Source organism: Nocardia sp. NPDC052112, from assembly GCF_040680135.1.
Taxonomy (GTDB): Bacteria; Actinomycetota; Actinomycetes; order Mycobacteriales; family Mycobacteriaceae; genus Nocardia.
In genome coordinates this window covers 511875-527166 of record NZ_JBFAWD010000003.1, presented here as the reverse complement: position 1 = coordinate 527166, position 15292 = coordinate 511875, and the positions used below count along the sequence as shown (strand labels likewise).

Sequence of the window (15292 nt, the reverse complement as noted above, 5' to 3'; positions counted from 1 at the left end):
CGGCCGCGGTGGTGGAACTCTGTGCGAGCCCGGACCACGGCGTTGGCCACGGCCGTTGTCGCGGTGGCGCTCGCGCTCGCCGGACTGGCCGTGCTCGAGGTCCTGCGACACAACCTGGTCGACAGCGCGAGCCTGCAAGCGGAGGTCGCCGCTCGCGATGTCGTGACCCAGATCACGATCGGCACCGACTTCTCGCAGCTGAAACTGCCCGACGAGGATAGTCAACCGGTACAAGTGGTTTCGGCCGACCGGAGGGTCTTGGCAGCCGATGACGACTTGCGGAGCCGACCTATGGCTGACTTCACCCCGACCTCGATACCGGCCGGAACTGACGACGATGACGACGACGAGACCGAGCTTGTCTCCACTGCCCGAACAACGGCCGTCGCCACGTTTCGTGACGTGCGGCTCTCGGTGGGCGACGACGAGATCATGAACAAGGTATTCCGGGTGGCCGCGATCGGAACCACCACCGTCGGTGGGCAGCCGGTCACGGTGTACGCAGGCGCTTCCCTCGACTCCGCTCGGAATGCGGTTGCCGATGTTCGCAGTGCCATGTTGACGGGCCTGCCGATACTGCTCCTGGTGGTGGCAGCGGTGACGTGGCTGGTAACCCGGCGTGCCCTGCGGCCGGTGGAGGCGATCCGGGCCGAGCTGGCCGAAATCATGGGCGGTGACCTGTCCCGCCGGGTACCGCAACCCGCGGCACGCGACGAAATCGCCCGGCTGGCAGCCACTACGAACATCACGCTCGCCGCACTCGAAGAATCCGCGGAACGTCAGCGCCGTTTCATCGCCGACGCCGCGCACGAACTCCGCAGTCCGATCGCCAGCCTGCGCACTCAGCTCGAAGTCGCCCGAGCCCACCCGCGGCTACTCGAGCTGGACGGGCTGATCGGAGACACCATACGGCTCGAACACCTTGCCGCCGATCTGTTGCTACTCGCCCGTCTCGACGCGGGCGAACAGTCCCGATCGGAACGAGTCGAGCTGGCCGCGCTGATCCGCGATGAGCTGGCTCGCCGAACCGGAGACCGCCTGCCTGTCGACATCGCGATACCGGACGACAGCGTGGCAGTCACGGGCAGTCGAACCCAACTCGCCCGGGTCCTGGGCAATCTCGTCGACAATGCGCAGCGGCACGCGGCCACCATGGTGTGGGTGAGCCTGGAACGCACCCGCGACCACACGGTCGTGCTAGAGGTCGCCGACGACGGTGGTGGTGTGCCCGCTACCGACCGGGACCGGATCTTTCAACGATTCGTTCGGCTCGACGACGCTCGCAGCCGCGACGAAGGCGGGGCCGGACTCGGCCTCGCCATCGTCGCCGATGTCGTGAACCGCCACGCGGGCCATATCCGCGTCGAGGACAGTGCTGATGGCGGCGCCCGCTTCATCGTGACACTGCCTGTCCGGCGATCCGGGATGTGATCCGGGATGGGGTCTTCGGCGCTCACCCTTGCTGAAACGGGGGGCAGTCCCGCTCAGCCCTGTGAAAACTCCAAGGGGGCACGGGAATACGGTTTCGGTAGCAATGCCAGCCGGGCCGGGGTCCAGATGTCGGGGTGGTCGCTCACCACGAGGCTTCCGGATCGGCGGATGAGCCAGATCATGTCGTATTGGTGGTGCAGGATGGCGTCGGCCGGGGTGTGGTCGAGGAGTCGGCTCGTGATGTGGACCATCGTGTCCTGCAGCGCGGCGATGTCGTCGCCGGAGAGCGCGAACAACACCCACACGGTCGGGCGAATGCCGAAGTCGGCGGTGATCGGATCTCGCTCGGAGGGGGTGTTCATGCCGACGTGCAGCCAGGGCTCCGTCGGAATTCCCGCCGCCTCGACCGCCTGGGTGCGGATCTGTTCCGCGGTCTCGGTGGTCGCCAGCTCGAGCGTGAATTCAACGGCCATCGTGCCATTTCACCATGGGAAGAAATGGATGATGCTCTTGTCTTTGCCGATGATGATGATCTCTTCGAGACCGGGAATCGGCCAATCCCGCAATTGGGTTCGTAAGGCATCCAGCGTCACATCGCTGTCGGCGAGGTTCACGACGATCCGGGTGGCCTGCCCGCGCTCGACCTTCTTGCGGACTTCGCCGTCGAGAATGTTGCGCGGGTTCGACGTCGAGGGCGCGTAGTTGTCGAAGATGCGTCCGTTGATGCGGTAGTCCGGGTTCTTCGTCGTCCCGGGTACGTTCGGCTGCTGCTCCACTTCGTACCCGGCCCTGGCCAGGATTTCGGCGGAATCGTTCTCGCGCTCGAGCGACCGCTGTGTCGCTTCGTCGTCGGTGGTTTTGATGACCTGCGGCCGACCGGTGGGTTTGCGCGCCGGATCGGGTGGCGCGGCGGGTAGCGTCCGGGTTTCGGGTGTCGGCGCCGGTAGTTGGGGCGGCTGGATGACCTCGACCTCGTCGATGATGATCTCGTTGCCGTCGAGACTTCCTTTCGCCTGGCCGCCGCGCTCGATCGCGGATTCGAAGGCCGCTTCGCTCGGGCTCGGCCCGGCGGATCCCCTGACGACGATTCCGATATATTTCCCGCCGGGTTTCGGCACCAGCGCGTCGAATTGGCGCTGTCCGCCACCGGTGAGCTGGGCGACCTGCTGCTCGGACAGGCCGTCGAGTGTTTCCGGCGTGAGGCGGGCGGTCACCGGCTTCTCAACGACCCGGACCCCCTTGTCCTGTTCGTACTTGCGCACCGCCCCGGTTTGCTGCTGCCGGCTCGGACTGTTTCCGGCAGCGGGGGGCTGGGGTGCGTTCACGCCGGACTGCGGTTGACGCTGGGGCTGGTTTCCGGGTTGCGGTGCCGCGCGTGGTGGTGCGCTCGCCCGCTGCGCTTCCGCCTCGACGCGGGTGGTCTCGGCATCGATGGCCTCGGCCTCGCGCAACAACTCCTGTTGCAGGGCGACCAGTGCCTCGCGTTCCGCGTTGTAGGCGTCGACATCGCGGTTGTGGTTGTCGACGTCGGCATTGAGCGCGATGACCTTCGCGTTGTACGCATCGACCTGGTTGTTGAACTGCGCGATCACACCCGCCGACGCATACGGCGACGGTCGCCGCGCCTCGAGCGCGCGGCTTTCCGCGTCGAGTGCGGATGAGCGGGCGGCGAGCGACGATTCCTGGGCGCGGAGGGTGGTCTCCCAGCCGCGATGTGCGGCGGCACGGCTCACAAACCCCGTCACCTTGGCATTGAATTGGGCAATCCGCTGGCTCAGCGGCGCTGGATTTCGGTTGTCCGGCTGGACCTTCGGCACATCCGAGGGCCCAGGTTGCGGGATGGCGGGCGGCTGCGCGCCGGCCGCCGAGGTCAGTGTCAGGACGAATGCTATGACGGCTATGCAGACGCGGGCCGCGAATCCGGACATGGCACGACTCCTACAACTTGCTCGCGAGCTTGTCGGCGATCACCGCCGCGGCGGGTTGCCCGTTGCCGGCCTGGCACAGCGCCACTTGCAGCAATACGGACTGTTTCAGCCGGGCCTCGCGGAAGCAGCGCCACGTGGGAGCGTCGAGCTGTTCGGCGTTCCAGCGCAGTGTGTCAGCGGTACGGGCGTCGGCGTGGTTGCGCCAGCGCGAATCCGCCACCTCGCCCGAGCCGAGTACCGCGACTTCCTTGTCGCCGCAGGCGGTCAAGGCGTCGGACAGCTTCGTGAATGCCTCGCGTGCCCGGTCGGAGTTCTCGTAGCGACCCACAGCTTGGGTGAGGCTGTGGTCCCAGGTGTTCGAGGTTTCCTGAAATGTCGCCAGCCGGAACTGGGTCCACGCGTTTCCGTACACCGAATCCGACGCCGGGCCCGCGATGGTCTGGCACTCCGGTGGCGTCACTGGTTGTACGGCAACGGGTTTGGTGTCGTCGACGCGGAACCACAAGGGCGAGCCCACTTCTGCGCCGGCATCACGCATGCTGACAAGGGCGGCATCGATGCTGCCGGGCGCGTAGTTCTCCGTCGCGGTGCCGCGAACCGCCGAGCAGCCCGTGATGCCGAATGTGCTGAGCGCGATGAAAGCGATCAAGCGTCGGACCATCGTCACCATCCCCCTGTATCGATGCTGGTGCGCCGATGCACGTGATCGAATCGCCTGACCCGTTGCTGTCGATCACCCGTCGCTTGGACCACGCTATCAAACCGGGCGGTCATCGCGTGCGGTAAACGGCCTGCTTCCCGGTCTCGCCGAATACCGCGGAGTACTACTTCGTGTACTCCTTGGAGGGCGGCATTCGCTTGTCCCGCATCACCTCTCGCGCGCGGTTCGAATAGTCGGTGATGATCCTGTTCACGACGGCGACTTCCGCGCCGGCCACTACCGGGGGCCTGTCGGGCATCCCGATAACCCGACGGCCGGCCGCTATCCGCCGCTGCCGTTCGAGGCGTGCGCCCATGTGGATGGTTTCAGCACTGCGGGCTGACCGGCCCCGGCCAGCCCCACAAATGGCAAGTCGAGATCGAACCGGGTGATCAGGAAGACAGGGCAGTCCGGCGGCACCGAGGGCGACAAACAGCGCCGGCCGAAGGTCGAGCACGGCCCGGGTGCGCCTGCCGACCAGGGCTCGAGTCGACTCCGTACGCCGCCGGATCCGCTCGGCGGCGGGGGTGTCATGCGGTCGGGAAATCCCCGGAGAGTCGGTTATCACAATCTTCTATATACCCCCTAGGGTATATTGCTACTCGAGTAAGATACCCCCATGGGTATATGGATGTAAGAGTGGCCCCGGCATAGCGCTGGCGTGGCCGGCTGGGAGGTGCGAGATGAAGGTTGTGATCGTCGGTGGGGTCGCGGGCGGGATGTCGGCCGCGACTCGCCTGCGCCGGCTGATGGAATCGGCGGAAATCGTCGTACTCGAGCGGGGCGATCATGTGTCGTTCGCGAATTGCGGTCTGCCCTACTATGTCGGCGGAGTGATTCCGAAGCGGGAATCGCTTTTGCTGCAGACTCCGGCGTCGCTGGCATCGCGGTTCCGGCTGGATGTGCGGGTGCGGCACGAAGTGATGGCGCTGGATCCGGCGAAGCGAACCCTTGTCGTGCGCGAATTGGACTCGGGCCGTGAGTATGTCGAGTCCTTCGACGAATTGGTGCTCAGCACGGGCGCTGCCGCGATAGTGCCGCCGTTGCCGGGCGCCGAACGTGGTTTGGTGCTGCGTGATGTCGCCGATGTCGATCGCTTGGCCGACGCTGTCGGCGATGCGCGGTCCGCGGTGGTGGTCGGGGCCGGATTCATCGGGGTGGAGATGGCGGAAAACCTGGTGCGGCGGGGTGTTTCGACGACAGTGGTCGAGCGCGGCCCACAGGTTCTGGCACCGCTGGATGTCGAGATGGCCGCGCCGATCGCGGCCGAGCTGCGTGCGCACGGGGTCCGGCTGGAGTTGGGTGCCGAGTTGATTCGTATCGATGCCGATACCGTGACACTGTCCGATCAGCGTGTGGTTTCGGCCGATCTGGTGGTCATGGCCATCGGGGTGCGCCCGGAAAGCGCACTCGCGCGGGATGCCGGTCTCGAAATCGGTTCCGGTGGTGGCATAGTCGTCGATGATCGGCTGCGCACCTCGATGCCGCATGTCCATGCGGTCGGCGATGTGGTGGAGAAGAAGGAGGCTGTCACCGGAGAGCCGACGCTGATCCCGTTGGCCAATGCCGCGAATCGACAGGGGCGCTTGGTCGCGGATGTGATTGCCGGGCTACCGACCATCGACCCGCCCGCGCAGGGCACCGCGATCCTGGGCGTCTTCGACCGCACCGCGGCCATGACGGGCTGGAGCGAGAAGCGGCTGCGCGCTGCGGGACGCCCATTCCGTGTTCTGCACTCGCATCCGCTCGCCCACGCCGGTTACTACCCCGACGCACACGCGATGTCGGTGAAATTGCTAGTCGAGCCGGATACCGACCGGATCCTGGGTGCGCAGGCCGTCGGCGGTGCGGGGGTCGACAAGCGGATCGACATACTGGCCACCGCGATGGCGGGCGGTATCCCGGCCTCCCGTCTGATGGATCTGGAACTCGCATACGCACCGCAGTTCGGTTCGGCCAAGGACCCGGTGAACATGCTCGGCTACATGGCCGATAATCTGCGCACCGGAGCGATCCGCACGGTGCAGTGGCACGAAATCGACAAGGCGATCGCGCAGGGATGGCAGACGGTCGACGTGCGATCACCGCAGGAGTACGCGGCCGGATCCATCCCCGGCGCACGTAATATTCCGCTGGACGAACTCCGCGATCGAGCGGCCGAGATCCCCGCCGGTCGGGTCCTGGTCTTCTGCCAGGTGGGTCAGCGCGGTAACAGCGCCACGCGGTTGCTGACCCAGTTCGGTCGGGACGCGGTCAACCTCGACGGGGGCTACCGAACCTGGCGCGACGCCACTGCGGACCGGACCCGCTGACCGCGGAATCCACTGTCGAAGAAAGGAAACAACAGAATGTGCCAACGAATCGTCTGCCGCCGCTGCGGCAAGCCCGGCTATTCCGGATGCGGCGATCATGTCGAAGAGGTCCTCGGTGATGTGCCGAAAGCGCAACGCTGCTCCTGCGCCGAGCAGCCGCGCCCGCATCGCTAGTCGCGCCGCGCCGGCCATCCACCTGATCGCGGCGAAGAGCTCAGCGGTCGAGCACTACCCGCTGCGGTGTCGGAACGGATGCGGAACGCGCCCCGAGGCGCAACCACCGCGGCGGCCCTGAGCCCTGACCAGGCACGAGCTCAGGACGCCGCGGTGGGGGCGTAGGGGATATGCAGCGAACTGTTGTCGTCCACACGAATCGGACGGCCCAATTGCGGAAAGGCGCGTTGCGCGCAATCGGTGCGCTCGCAGACCTTGCAGCCCGCGCCGATCGGCACCGCCGTGCGTGGGTCGTCGATGGGCAGCCCGTGTGAATAGACGAGCTTGTCCGCGTATGCCAGATCGCAGCCCAGTCCGATGGCGAAATCTCGTTTGGGGGAAAGGTATCCGGGTGTCTTCTCGTCGGTGGTGCGCGCCAGCCACAGGTAGTTGCGTCCATCGGGCATCTGGGCGATCTGGGTCCGGATGCTGCCCGGGGTGGAGAACGCTTCGTGCACCACCCACAGTGGGCAGCTGCCGCCGACGCGGGAGAAGTGGAATGCCGTGGCGGACTGCCGTTTCGAGATATTCCCGGCCCGATCGGTGCGGACGAAGAAGAACGGCACGCCACGCTTGCCCGGACGCTGCAAGGTGGACAGGCGGTGGCAGACGGTCTCGAAGCCGACCTCGAACTTGGCGGCGAGCAATTCGATGTCGTAACGCAGGGTTTCGGCCGCGTCCCAGAACTGGGTGTAGGGCAAGATGAGCGCGCCCGCGCAGTAGTTGGCCAGGCCGATGCGCAGCAGCCCGCGGGAATGCTCGGGCACGGTTTCGGCTGCATCGATCAGCTCGGCGATGACCTCGGCCTGGGTGAGAAAGGCCAGCTGCGTGGCCAATTGGAAGGCGCGCTGTCCGGCGGTGAGCCGCCGCGCCAGCGTCAGCACGCGAGCATGCGGGTCGTACACCCGTTTCGGACCGGGCCGATCGGGATCGTCGGTGCGGATCACCACCGCGATATCGTGCTGTTCGCGCAGCAGTCCGGTCAGTTGCAGGTCGAGTCCACCGAGACTCAGCCCATTGCGCGCGAACAACTGCTCGGCCGCGGTGTCGAGTTCGGGGATATGGTTGCGCCGATCGTAGAAGTAGTCGCGCACCTCCTCGTAGGGCATCGCGACGGCGGATTCGCCTGCGCCGCCGTCGATTCCGGCCGAGACCCGCTCCATCTGCTCGGTCGCACCGCGCAGCCGCCGGTGCAGGCCGACGAGCAGGCGCGCGGCCGCGGGTACGCGCGCCACCAGATCGTCCATCTCGGCGGTGGTGATGTTCGCGCCTTCGGGGTCCTCGGCGAACACATCCTGCAGGTCCGCGATCAGCCGCGCATCGGTGTCGGCGGCGAAAAATCCCACGTCGAGATCGAAGTTGGCGTTCAGCCGTAGCAGTACCGGCACGGTCAGCGGACGCTGATCGTGTTCGAGTTGATTGATGTAGCTGACCGATATCCCGAGCGCCTTCGCGAGCGCGGACTGGGACAGTCCGCGTTGCTCCCGCAGTGCGCGCAGCCGGCCTCCGGCGTACATCTTCTGCATGATGCCAATGTAGCAAGAGAGATTTCCGCAACTTTCACAAATTTACCGAGTCTCTTCCACAAAAATAGGCATTTGCGCGGTATTTCGGCCGATAGTCACTCTGTGTAGCGTGCGAAACGTACCGGAGAAATCGACGCATGGGAGGCCCCGATCGTGCAGAATCATCTCGTCCGCACCCACCGCTCCGCCGCGCATTTCCCGCGCGAGGAGCACCTCGCCTGGCGGATCGCCGAGGTTGCCGCGGATGCCGTGGCGGTCACCCCGGAGACCGAAGAGATGATCATCAACCGGATCATCGACAACGCGGCGGTCGCGGCGGCGTCGGTCATCCGCCGCCCGGTCGCCAATGCCCGCGCCCAGGCGCTGGCGCACCCCTATCGGCCGGGCGCCACCGTATTCGGTGTCGGCGGGTCGTACTCGCCCGAATGGGCGGCCTGGGCCAATGGCGTGGCGGTGCGGGAACTCGACTTCCACGACACGTTCCTGGCCGCCGAGTACTCACACCCGGGTGACAATATTCCGCCGATCCTCGCGGTCGCCCAGCACGCCGGACGCGGCGGTCGTGACCTCATCCGTGGTCTGGCCACGGGATACGAAATCCAGGTGGATCTGGTGCGCGCGATCTGCCTGCACGAGCACAAGATCGACCATGTGGCCCACCTGGGCCCGTCGGCCGCCGCCGGAATCGGCACGCTGCTCGGGCTGGACGCCGCGACCATCTACCAGGCCATCGGCCAGGCACTGCACACCACCACCGCGACCCGCCAGTCGCGTAAAGGTGAGATCTCCAGTTGGAAGGCCTACGCACCCGCATTCGCCGGGAAGATGGCCGTCGAGGCCGTAGACCGCGCGCTGCGTGGCGAGGGTGCGCCGGCACCGATCTGGGAGGGCGAGGACGGTGTGATCGCCTGGCTGCTCGGTGGTCCGGACAAGGTGTACTCGGTGCCGCTGCCCGGCCCCGGCGAGCCCAAGCGCGGCATCCTCGACACCTACACCAAGGAGCACTCCGCCGAATACCAGAGTCAGGCCCCGATCGATCTGGCACGCAGGCTCCGCGACCGCATCGGTGACCTCGACCAGATCGCGACGATCGTCCTGCACACCAGTCACCACACCCACGTGGTGATCGGCACGGGTTCGGGCGATCCGCAGAAGTTCGATCCGACGGCTTCTCGCGAAACCCTCGACCACTCGGTCATGTACATCTTCGCGGTCGCCCTCCAGGACGGCACCTGGCATCACGAGCGTTCCTACGCGCCCGAGCGCGCGCAGCGCCCCGACACGGTGGAACTGTGGCACAAGATCTCTACCGCCGAAGATCCGGAGTGGACGCGCCGCTACCACTCGACGGATCCGGACGTGCAGGCGTTCGGCGCGCGCGCCGAGGTCACGCTGAACAGCGGTGAGGTGATCGTGGACGAACTGGCGGTGGCCGACGCGCATCCGCTCGGTGCGCGTCCGTTCGCCCGCGATCAGTACATCGCGAAGTTTCGCACCCTCGCCGAAGGGGTCGTCGAACCCGCGGAGCAGGACCGCTTCCTCGAGGTGGTCCAGCATGCGGGCGAGCTGTCTCCCGGTGCGTTGGCGGAGCTTACTTGCACCGTCTCGGCGGATGTGCTCGCCCGCGCGCCCCGGTCCGCGAAGGGAATCTTCTGATGACCGGTCTGCTGGCAGCGGCCACCTCGGCCGCCGATAAACGGCTCGCGTTTCGTACCGGACTCACCTCGGGGCGCATCCAGCGCATCCCGGGTGCATTCAATCCCCTCGTGGCGAAGCTGATCCAGGAGATCGGGTTCGAAGGCGTATACGTCTCCGGGGCGGTTCTGTCCGCCGATCTGGGGCTTCCCGATATCGGATTGACCACGCTCACCGAGGTCGCGGGACGCGGGCAGCAGATCGCCCGCGTCACCGATCTGCCGGTGCTCATCGACGCCGACACCGGTTTCGGTGAACTCATGAGCGCCGCACGTACCGTCACGATCCTCGAGGACGCCGGAATCGCCGCCGTGCACCTGGAGGATCAGGTCAACCCGAAACGCTGCGGACACCTCGACGGCAAAGCCGTTGTGCCGACCGAGGATATGGTGCGTCGGCTGCGCGCGGCGGTGTCGGCGCGACGCGACCCGAACTTGGTGATCTGCGCGCGCACCGACGCCGCCGGAATCGAGGGCATCGACGCGGCGATCGAACGGGCGAAGGCATACGGGGACGCCGGTGCGGATCTGATCTTCACCGAGGCCCTGCACACCGTCGCGGACTTCGAGAAGTTCCGCGCGGCGGTAGCCACCCCGTTATTGGCGAATATGACCGAATTCGGTAAGTCCGATCTCATCCAGGCCGCGACGTTGGAAAAAATCGGCTACAACGCGGTGATCTACCCGGTGACCACTCTGCGGCTGGCGATGTTCGCCGCCGAGGTCGGTTTGCGCGAAATCTACTCCGCGGGAACACAGTCCGCGCTACTGAACCGGATGCAGCACCGCAGCAGACTCTACGAACTCCTGCAATACGAGCGCTACAACGAATTCGATTCCGACATCTTCGATTTCGCTCCGGGAAGGAACCAGTGAACACAGCATCGCACAGCGATACGTTGGGGGGTGGTGGTCGGGCCACGGGTGGGCCGGAGCCCACGGTACCGACCATTTACAAAGGTCTGGCAGGCGTCGTCGTCGACACCACCGCCATCTCGAAGGTGGTGCCCGAAACCAACTCCCTCACCTACCGCGGTTACGCCGTCCAAGACCTGGCCGCCCACTGCGGTTTCGAACAGGTCGCCTACCTGCTCTGGCACGGCGAACTGCCGTCACATGCCGAACTCGAACAGTTCCAGCAGCAGGAACGGGCCCTGCGTCGCACCGACCGGTCGCTGCTGGCATTGGTGGCGAAGCTGCCCGAGACCTGTCATCCGATGGATGTGGTGCGGACCGCGATCAGCTACCTCGGCGCCGAAGACCCTGCCGAGGAGGACAATTCCGCGAAGGCCAATCGCGCCAAGGCGCTGCGCATGTTCGCGGTGCTGCCGACCATTGTCGCGGCCGATCACCGGCGCCGTCGTGGGCTGGACCCGATCGCGCCGCATGCGCAGCTGGGGTACGCCGAGAACTTCCTGAACATGTGCTTCGGGACCATTCCGGCTCCGGAACTGGTGCGCGCGTTCGAGGTTTCGCTGATCCTCTACGCTGAGCACTCCTTCAACGCCTCCACCTTCGCCGCGCGCGTCGTCACCTCCACGCTCTCCGATATCTACAGCGCGGTCACCGCCGCGATCGGCGCGCTCAAAGGTCGGCTGCACGGCGGGGCGAACGAGGCGGTCATGCGCGACATGCTCGAGATCGACGATCCGGCCCTTGCCGAGGCGTGGATCCACAACAAGCTGGCGAAGAAGGAAAAGGTGATGGGCTTCGGTCATCGGGTGTACAAGAACGGTGATTCGCGCGTGCCCACCATGAAGAAGGCCTTCCTGGACATCGCCGCCGCCACCGACGGGCAGAAGTGGGTGCGAATGTATGAAATCCTCGAACGGACCATGAGCGATGCCACCGGGCTCGAGCCGAATCTCGACTCCCCGACCGGTCCCGCCTACCACCTGCTCGGCTTCGATATCGCGGTGTTCACACCGATCTTCGTGATGAGCCGCATCACCGGCTGGACCGCCCACATCATCGAACAGGGCGAATCCAACGCACTCATCCGCCCCTCGAGCGAATACGTGGGTGTCCCGCAACGCTCGGTTGTCGCCTGAGTCGCCCCGGCACAGCCATCGACGGCTCGCCTGACTGTGGGCTGTCGATTCGGCCACCTCCGCGCGGTTGCCGCGGCCCCGCGTGGAATGCCCCGGGTTTCAGCAGCTTTCCGAGCTTGCCTGCAGGGTGGTGCGGCCGCCGGTGAGTTGGATCTTGATACCGGTTTCGGTGACTTTCAGATCGTCGGCCTGCAGATTCAGGGGGTAGCTCTGCAGGCTTTCGGTGATGATGTCGATAACGCTTGCGGTCAGCTCGGTGGGGATGCCACGGGTGGCGACGGTGTCGATGTGGATCTTGTGGTCGACGATGGCTGGGCGTAGCTGGAGGTAGGCCAGGTCGCCGAGGGCGGTGATGTCGATGGTGCCGGTGCTCGGGTTCGAGGTGACTCCGGATACCAAGCCGCGCAATGTTTTCACGATGCCGTCATTGCTCCAGGTGGCATCCGCGGTGCTGTTGGCGACCGTGGCGCTGCGACCGCCGTCGCTGAGTTCGATGTCGTTCAATCGGGCATGCACGCGCATATCGATGGCGGGGCCGAAGCGGGCGTCGTCGCTGTCGAGGACGATGTAGGGGAGCCGGTGGTCGAAACCCGTGATCAGCAATGGTTTGGGGCCGAAATGTACGGCGACGTCGGATCCCAGGTCGGCTTCCACCTGCGCGGCGATGCAGCGTTCGGTCTTGTGTCGGAAGTAGAACTCGGCCGCGCCGAGGCCTGCCGCGGCGAGTGCGATTACCAGGCCGAGGCTGACGAGGAGGGTTCGCAGCTTCCGCGCGCGGGGCGCGGTCGGCCGATCGGATCCGGTGCCGTCCATCGCGGGTGTCGAACCTTGTCGACGAGACATTCGAGACCTCCTATGTGGCACAGATTCGACAACCAGCTCGAAAGGCTGGTTTACCAGGAGTAACGATGAGTGCCGTGCAACCTCGCCGTGCGATCGCCATTTCTGCGACGGTCGCCTTCGTCACCACCGGCGCATATCTGGTCGCCGGATGTGGCGCGCGGTCCGGAGACGACAATGCACGCGACATCGTCGAGCACGGTATACGCGCCATCCGGTGGCGGACCATTCGAGGGACGCATTGTTCGGAATGTGCTGGCGTACAACAGGATCTGGCCGTATCGGGGCGTTGTGCCGGTGGTTGGTCGCCGCGTCCACGCCGAGCGTCACATCCGGCGGATTGTCCGATTCGCCGGGGTTTCTTGTCCAACTTCTTGTGGTCGGCTAAATAGTGGGTGAACAGATCGTCATGTTGTAGCAGGCGGATGGCGCGCGGAAGAGGATGACTGGGTGAGCGCTGAACTTATCGTGCTTTTGATCGTGATAGTGACCGCGTTGGCGTTCGACTTCACCAACGGGTTTCACGATACCGCCAATGCCATGGCCACTTCGATTGCTACCGGTGCCCTGAGTCCGCGGGTGGCGGTCGGGATGTCGGCGGTACTCAACCTGATCGGTGCCTTCCTATCGGTCGAGGTCGCCAAGACGGTGTCGGGTGGCCTGCTGAATATCAACAATGTGCACCATATGGAGTTGCTGCACATCGTATTCGCCGGTCTGGTCGGTGGGATTCTGTGGAACCTGTTCACCTGGCTGTTCGGTATTCCGTCGAGTTCCTCGCATGCGCTGTTCGGCGGTCTCATCGGTGCGGCGGTCGCCGCGCTCGGTACCAGTGGGGTGATCTGGACCGGGAATGAGAAGACGGGGCTGATCAGCAAGATCCTGGTGCCCGCGCTGTTGGCGCCGTTCGTTGCCGCACTGGTGGCCGGGCTCGGCACCTTCCTGGTCTATCGGCTCACGCGTCGATCGGTCGAGAAGAAGGTGAACGACGGATTCCGTTGGGGGCAGATCGGATCCGCCGCGCTCGTCTCGCTCGCGCACGGTACGAATGATGCGCAGAAGACCATGGGCGTCATCTTCATGGCGCTGGTCACCCACGGCACGTTCACCAATAGCGACGCAATTCCACTGTGGGTCAAGATTTGCTGTGCGCTGGCGATTGCCGCGGGTACGTATCTGGGTGGCTGGCGCATCATCCGCACCCTCGGCAAGGGGTTGGTCGAGCTCGATCCGCCGCAGGGATTCGCGGCCGAATCATCCTCGGCCGCGATCATTCTCACCTCGGCGCAGTTCGGACTTCCGCTCTCGACCACGCAGACCGCGACCGGTTCGATCCTCGGTACCGGACTCGGTAAGCCGGGGGCCGAGGTGCGCTGGGGTGTTATGGGCCGGATGGTTGTCGCGTGGCTGTTCACCCTGCCGCTCGCGGGTCTGGTCGGCGCGGTGTGCTGGTGGATCGCCCATCTCGTCGGTGGCCTCGGCGGCGTACTGATCGACTTCGCGATTCTGATCGCGATGTCGGTCTACATGTATCTGCGGTCGCGGCGTAACCCGGTCGACACCAGTAATGTCAATGACGAATGGGAGGGTGGGCTCACGCCTGCGTCCGACGTCGATGTCAAGACCGGCGCATCGGTCTGAGGAGGTTGGGTTCATGCATACGCTCACCGCAATCGCCAAGTCGCTCGGCGAGGTGACACTGATCGCCGTCCTGCTGGGGACCGGATTGCCGGTGATCTTCGCGACCGGGATCCGGCTCTGGTCGATGGAGCCCGCCACCGCCGGCGGTGCCGGTGTGCGCAACCAGGTCGCCCAGGTCGTCGCGTACCTCTGCTTCGCGGTTGTCATCGTCGCAGTGGTGCTCGGAATCCTTTACATCGCAAAGGATTTCATCAGCCACACCTTCGACATCCAGTTGTTCGGCGCCAAACCTCCCAAGAAATGAAGTCATGACATCCAAAGCATCCATTCTCGGATCGGTTCTGAACTGGCTGCGGGCCGGGTATCCGCACGGCGTCCCACCCGAGGACTACGTCGCATTGTTCGCCGTGCTGCACCGCAGGCTGACCGAGGACGAGGTCGGTGAGGTTGTCGAGCAGTTGATCGCCGACGATACCGACGGCGTCATCGCCCGCGGTCAGGTCGAAGCAGCCATTGCCGAACTCGCGCACGAAAAGCCGGGCGCCGATGATGTGAATCGGGTCGCGGCCCGCCTCGCCGCCGTCGGTTGGCCGCTGGCACACCCGTCCGAGGCCTGAGAACTCCTATGGCGTTATCCGGTTTACTCACCAAGATCGTCGCGTGGCTGCGGGCCGGATATCCGCAGGGCGTGCCGGATCGGGACTATGTGCCGTTGTTCGCGCTGTTGTCGCGGCGGCTGCCCGAAGCACAGGTGCGGCAGGTGGTGGATGCGCTGATCGAGCAGGGCGCGATCCCGGCCGATCGGGTCGATGTCGGCGTGCTCATCACCAAACTGACCAATGAGATGCCGCTCGAATCCGATATCGCGCGCGTCCGAGAGCATTTGCTGGCCGCGGGGTGGCCGATCGACGACGCGTGGTCGGAGCCCGACGAGGATGATGGCTAGCCGACCGCGA

Annotated in this window: 14 protein-coding genes; 9 read left to right on the top strand and 5 right to left on the bottom strand. The window is 65.5% G+C overall.

Translation table 11 applies throughout. The annotated features are described in order from the left end of the window. Positions 1 to 21 precede the first annotated feature (21 nt). On the top strand, positions 22 to 1431 hold the full coding sequence (locus AB0L58_RS08325; RefSeq protein ID WP_364383134.1) for a HAMP domain-containing sensor histidine kinase: 1410 nt from the start codon (positions 22 to 24) through the stop codon (positions 1429 to 1431). Positions 1432 to 1484: 53 nt separating this feature from the next. Here the strand turns inward: AB0L58_RS08325 and AB0L58_RS08320 are convergent, their stop codons facing one another. The 3 genes from AB0L58_RS08320 to AB0L58_RS08310 are packed head-to-tail and all read right to left on the bottom strand — an operon-like array spanning position 1485 to position 4008. Next, positions 1485 to 1904, bottom strand: a complete 420-nt coding sequence (locus tag AB0L58_RS08320) for a SitI3 family protein (RefSeq protein ID WP_364383131.1) — start codon at positions 1902 to 1904, stop codon at positions 1485 to 1487. A 9-nt stretch (positions 1905 to 1913) separates the two neighbouring features. Next, positions 1914 to 3359, bottom strand: coding sequence for a hypothetical protein (locus AB0L58_RS08315; RefSeq protein ID WP_364383128.1), 1446 nt, complete (start codon positions 3357 to 3359; stop codon positions 1914 to 1916). A gap of 10 nt (positions 3360 to 3369) precedes the next feature. Beyond that, on the bottom strand, positions 3370 to 4008 hold the full coding sequence (locus AB0L58_RS08310; protein ID WP_364383125.1) for a sensor domain-containing protein: 639 nt from the start codon (positions 4006 to 4008) through the stop codon (positions 3370 to 3372). 734 nt (positions 4009 to 4742) lie between these two features. On the opposite strand from AB0L58_RS08310, the gene AB0L58_RS08305 reads away from it, so the two are divergent. Further along, on the top strand, positions 4743 to 6371 hold the full coding sequence (locus AB0L58_RS08305; RefSeq protein WP_364383122.1) for an FAD-dependent oxidoreductase: 1629 nt from the start codon (positions 4743 to 4745) through the stop codon (positions 6369 to 6371). A 314-nt stretch (positions 6372 to 6685) separates the two neighbouring features. On the opposite strand, the gene AB0L58_RS08300 is transcribed toward AB0L58_RS08305, so the two are convergent. Next, complete coding sequence (locus AB0L58_RS08300) at positions 6686 to 8110, bottom strand: short-chain fatty acyl-CoA regulator family protein (RefSeq protein WP_364383119.1); 1425 nt, start codon at positions 8108 to 8110, stop codon at positions 6686 to 6688. A gap of 153 nt (positions 8111 to 8263) precedes the next feature. On the opposite strand from AB0L58_RS08300, the gene prpD reads away from it, so the two are divergent. From prpD to AB0L58_RS08285, 3 genes are read left to right on the top strand one after another with little or no spacing between them, the layout of a single operon-like run. Then, positions 8264 to 9766, top strand: coding sequence for a 2-methylcitrate dehydratase PrpD (prpD, locus tag AB0L58_RS08295; RefSeq protein WP_364383116.1), 1503 nt, complete (start codon positions 8264 to 8266; stop codon positions 9764 to 9766). Beyond that, positions 9766 to 10680 carry a methylisocitrate lyase gene (prpB, locus tag AB0L58_RS08290; protein ID WP_364383113.1) on the top strand — a complete coding sequence of 305 codons (915 nt, stop codon included), beginning with the start codon at positions 9766 to 9768 and terminating at the stop codon, positions 10678 to 10680. Before prpD ends, prpB begins: the two co-directional genes overlap by 1 nt. Positions 10681 to 10703: 23 nt before the next feature. After that, a complete protein-coding gene (locus AB0L58_RS08285) occupies positions 10704 to 11855 on the top strand; it encodes a bifunctional 2-methylcitrate synthase/citrate synthase (RefSeq protein WP_364383209.1) in 1152 nt (383 codons plus the stop codon). Positions 11856 to 11954: 99 nt separating this feature from the next. Here AB0L58_RS08285 and AB0L58_RS08280 read toward each other — a convergent pair whose 3' ends face one another. Then, on the bottom strand, positions 11955 to 12698 hold the full coding sequence (locus AB0L58_RS08280) for a DUF2993 domain-containing protein (RefSeq protein WP_364383110.1): 744 nt from the start codon (positions 12696 to 12698) through the stop codon (positions 11955 to 11957). Positions 12699 to 13145: 447 nt separating this feature from the next. Here AB0L58_RS08280 and AB0L58_RS08275 point away from each other — a divergent pair, with 447 nt between their 5' ends. From AB0L58_RS08275 to AB0L58_RS08260, 4 genes are read left to right on the top strand one after another with little or no spacing between them, the layout of a single operon-like run. Then, entirely contained in the window at positions 13146 to 14336 is a 1191-nt protein-coding gene (locus AB0L58_RS08275; RefSeq protein WP_364383107.1) for an inorganic phosphate transporter, read from the top strand. Between the two features lie 13 nt (positions 14337 to 14349). After that, positions 14350 to 14640 carry a hypothetical protein gene (locus AB0L58_RS08270; protein WP_364383104.1) on the top strand — a complete coding sequence of 97 codons (291 nt, stop codon included), beginning with the start codon at positions 14350 to 14352 and terminating at the stop codon, positions 14638 to 14640. A gap of 4 nt (positions 14641 to 14644) precedes the next feature. Then, a complete protein-coding gene (locus AB0L58_RS08265) occupies positions 14645 to 14953 on the top strand; it encodes a DUF3349 domain-containing protein (RefSeq protein ID WP_364383101.1) in 309 nt (102 codons plus the stop codon). Positions 14954 to 14961: 8 nt separating this feature from the next. Then, positions 14962 to 15282, top strand: coding sequence for a DUF3349 domain-containing protein (locus tag AB0L58_RS08260; protein ID WP_364383098.1), 321 nt, complete (start codon positions 14962 to 14964; stop codon positions 15280 to 15282). Positions 15283 to 15292: the final 10 nt, after the last annotated feature.

Excerpts from the sequence above, each read along its gene's own strand:
- AB0L58_RS08280 (WP_364383110.1), bottom strand. The coding sequence starts at position 12,698 with ATGTCTCGTCGACAAGGTTCGACACCCGCGATGGACGGCACCGGATCC.
- AB0L58_RS08270 (WP_364383104.1), top strand. The coding sequence starts at position 14,350 with ATGCATACGCTCACCGCAATCGCCAAGTCGCTCGGCGAGGTGACACTG.
- AB0L58_RS08265 (WP_364383101.1), top strand. The coding sequence starts at position 14,645 with ATGACATCCAAAGCATCCATTCTCGGATCGGTTCTGAACTGGCTGCGG.
- AB0L58_RS08260 (WP_364383098.1), top strand. The coding sequence starts at position 14,962 with ATGGCGTTATCCGGTTTACTCACCAAGATCGTCGCGTGGCTGCGGGCC.
- AB0L58_RS08305 (WP_364383122.1), top strand. The coding sequence starts at position 4,743 with ATGAAGGTTGTGATCGTCGGTGGGGTCGCGGGCGGGATGTCGGCCGCG.
- AB0L58_RS08315 (WP_364383128.1), bottom strand. The coding sequence starts at position 3,359 with ATGTCCGGATTCGCGGCCCGCGTCTGCATAGCCGTCATAGCATTCGTC.
- AB0L58_RS08300 (WP_364383119.1), bottom strand. The coding sequence starts at position 8,110 with ATGCAGAAGATGTACGCCGGAGGCCGGCTGCGCGCACTGCGGGAGCAA.
- AB0L58_RS08320 (WP_364383131.1), bottom strand. The coding sequence starts at position 1,904 with ATGGCCGTTGAATTCACGCTCGAGCTGGCGACCACCGAGACCGCGGAA.
- prpB (WP_364383113.1), top strand. The coding sequence starts at position 9,766 with ATGACCGGTCTGCTGGCAGCGGCCACCTCGGCCGCCGATAAACGGCTC.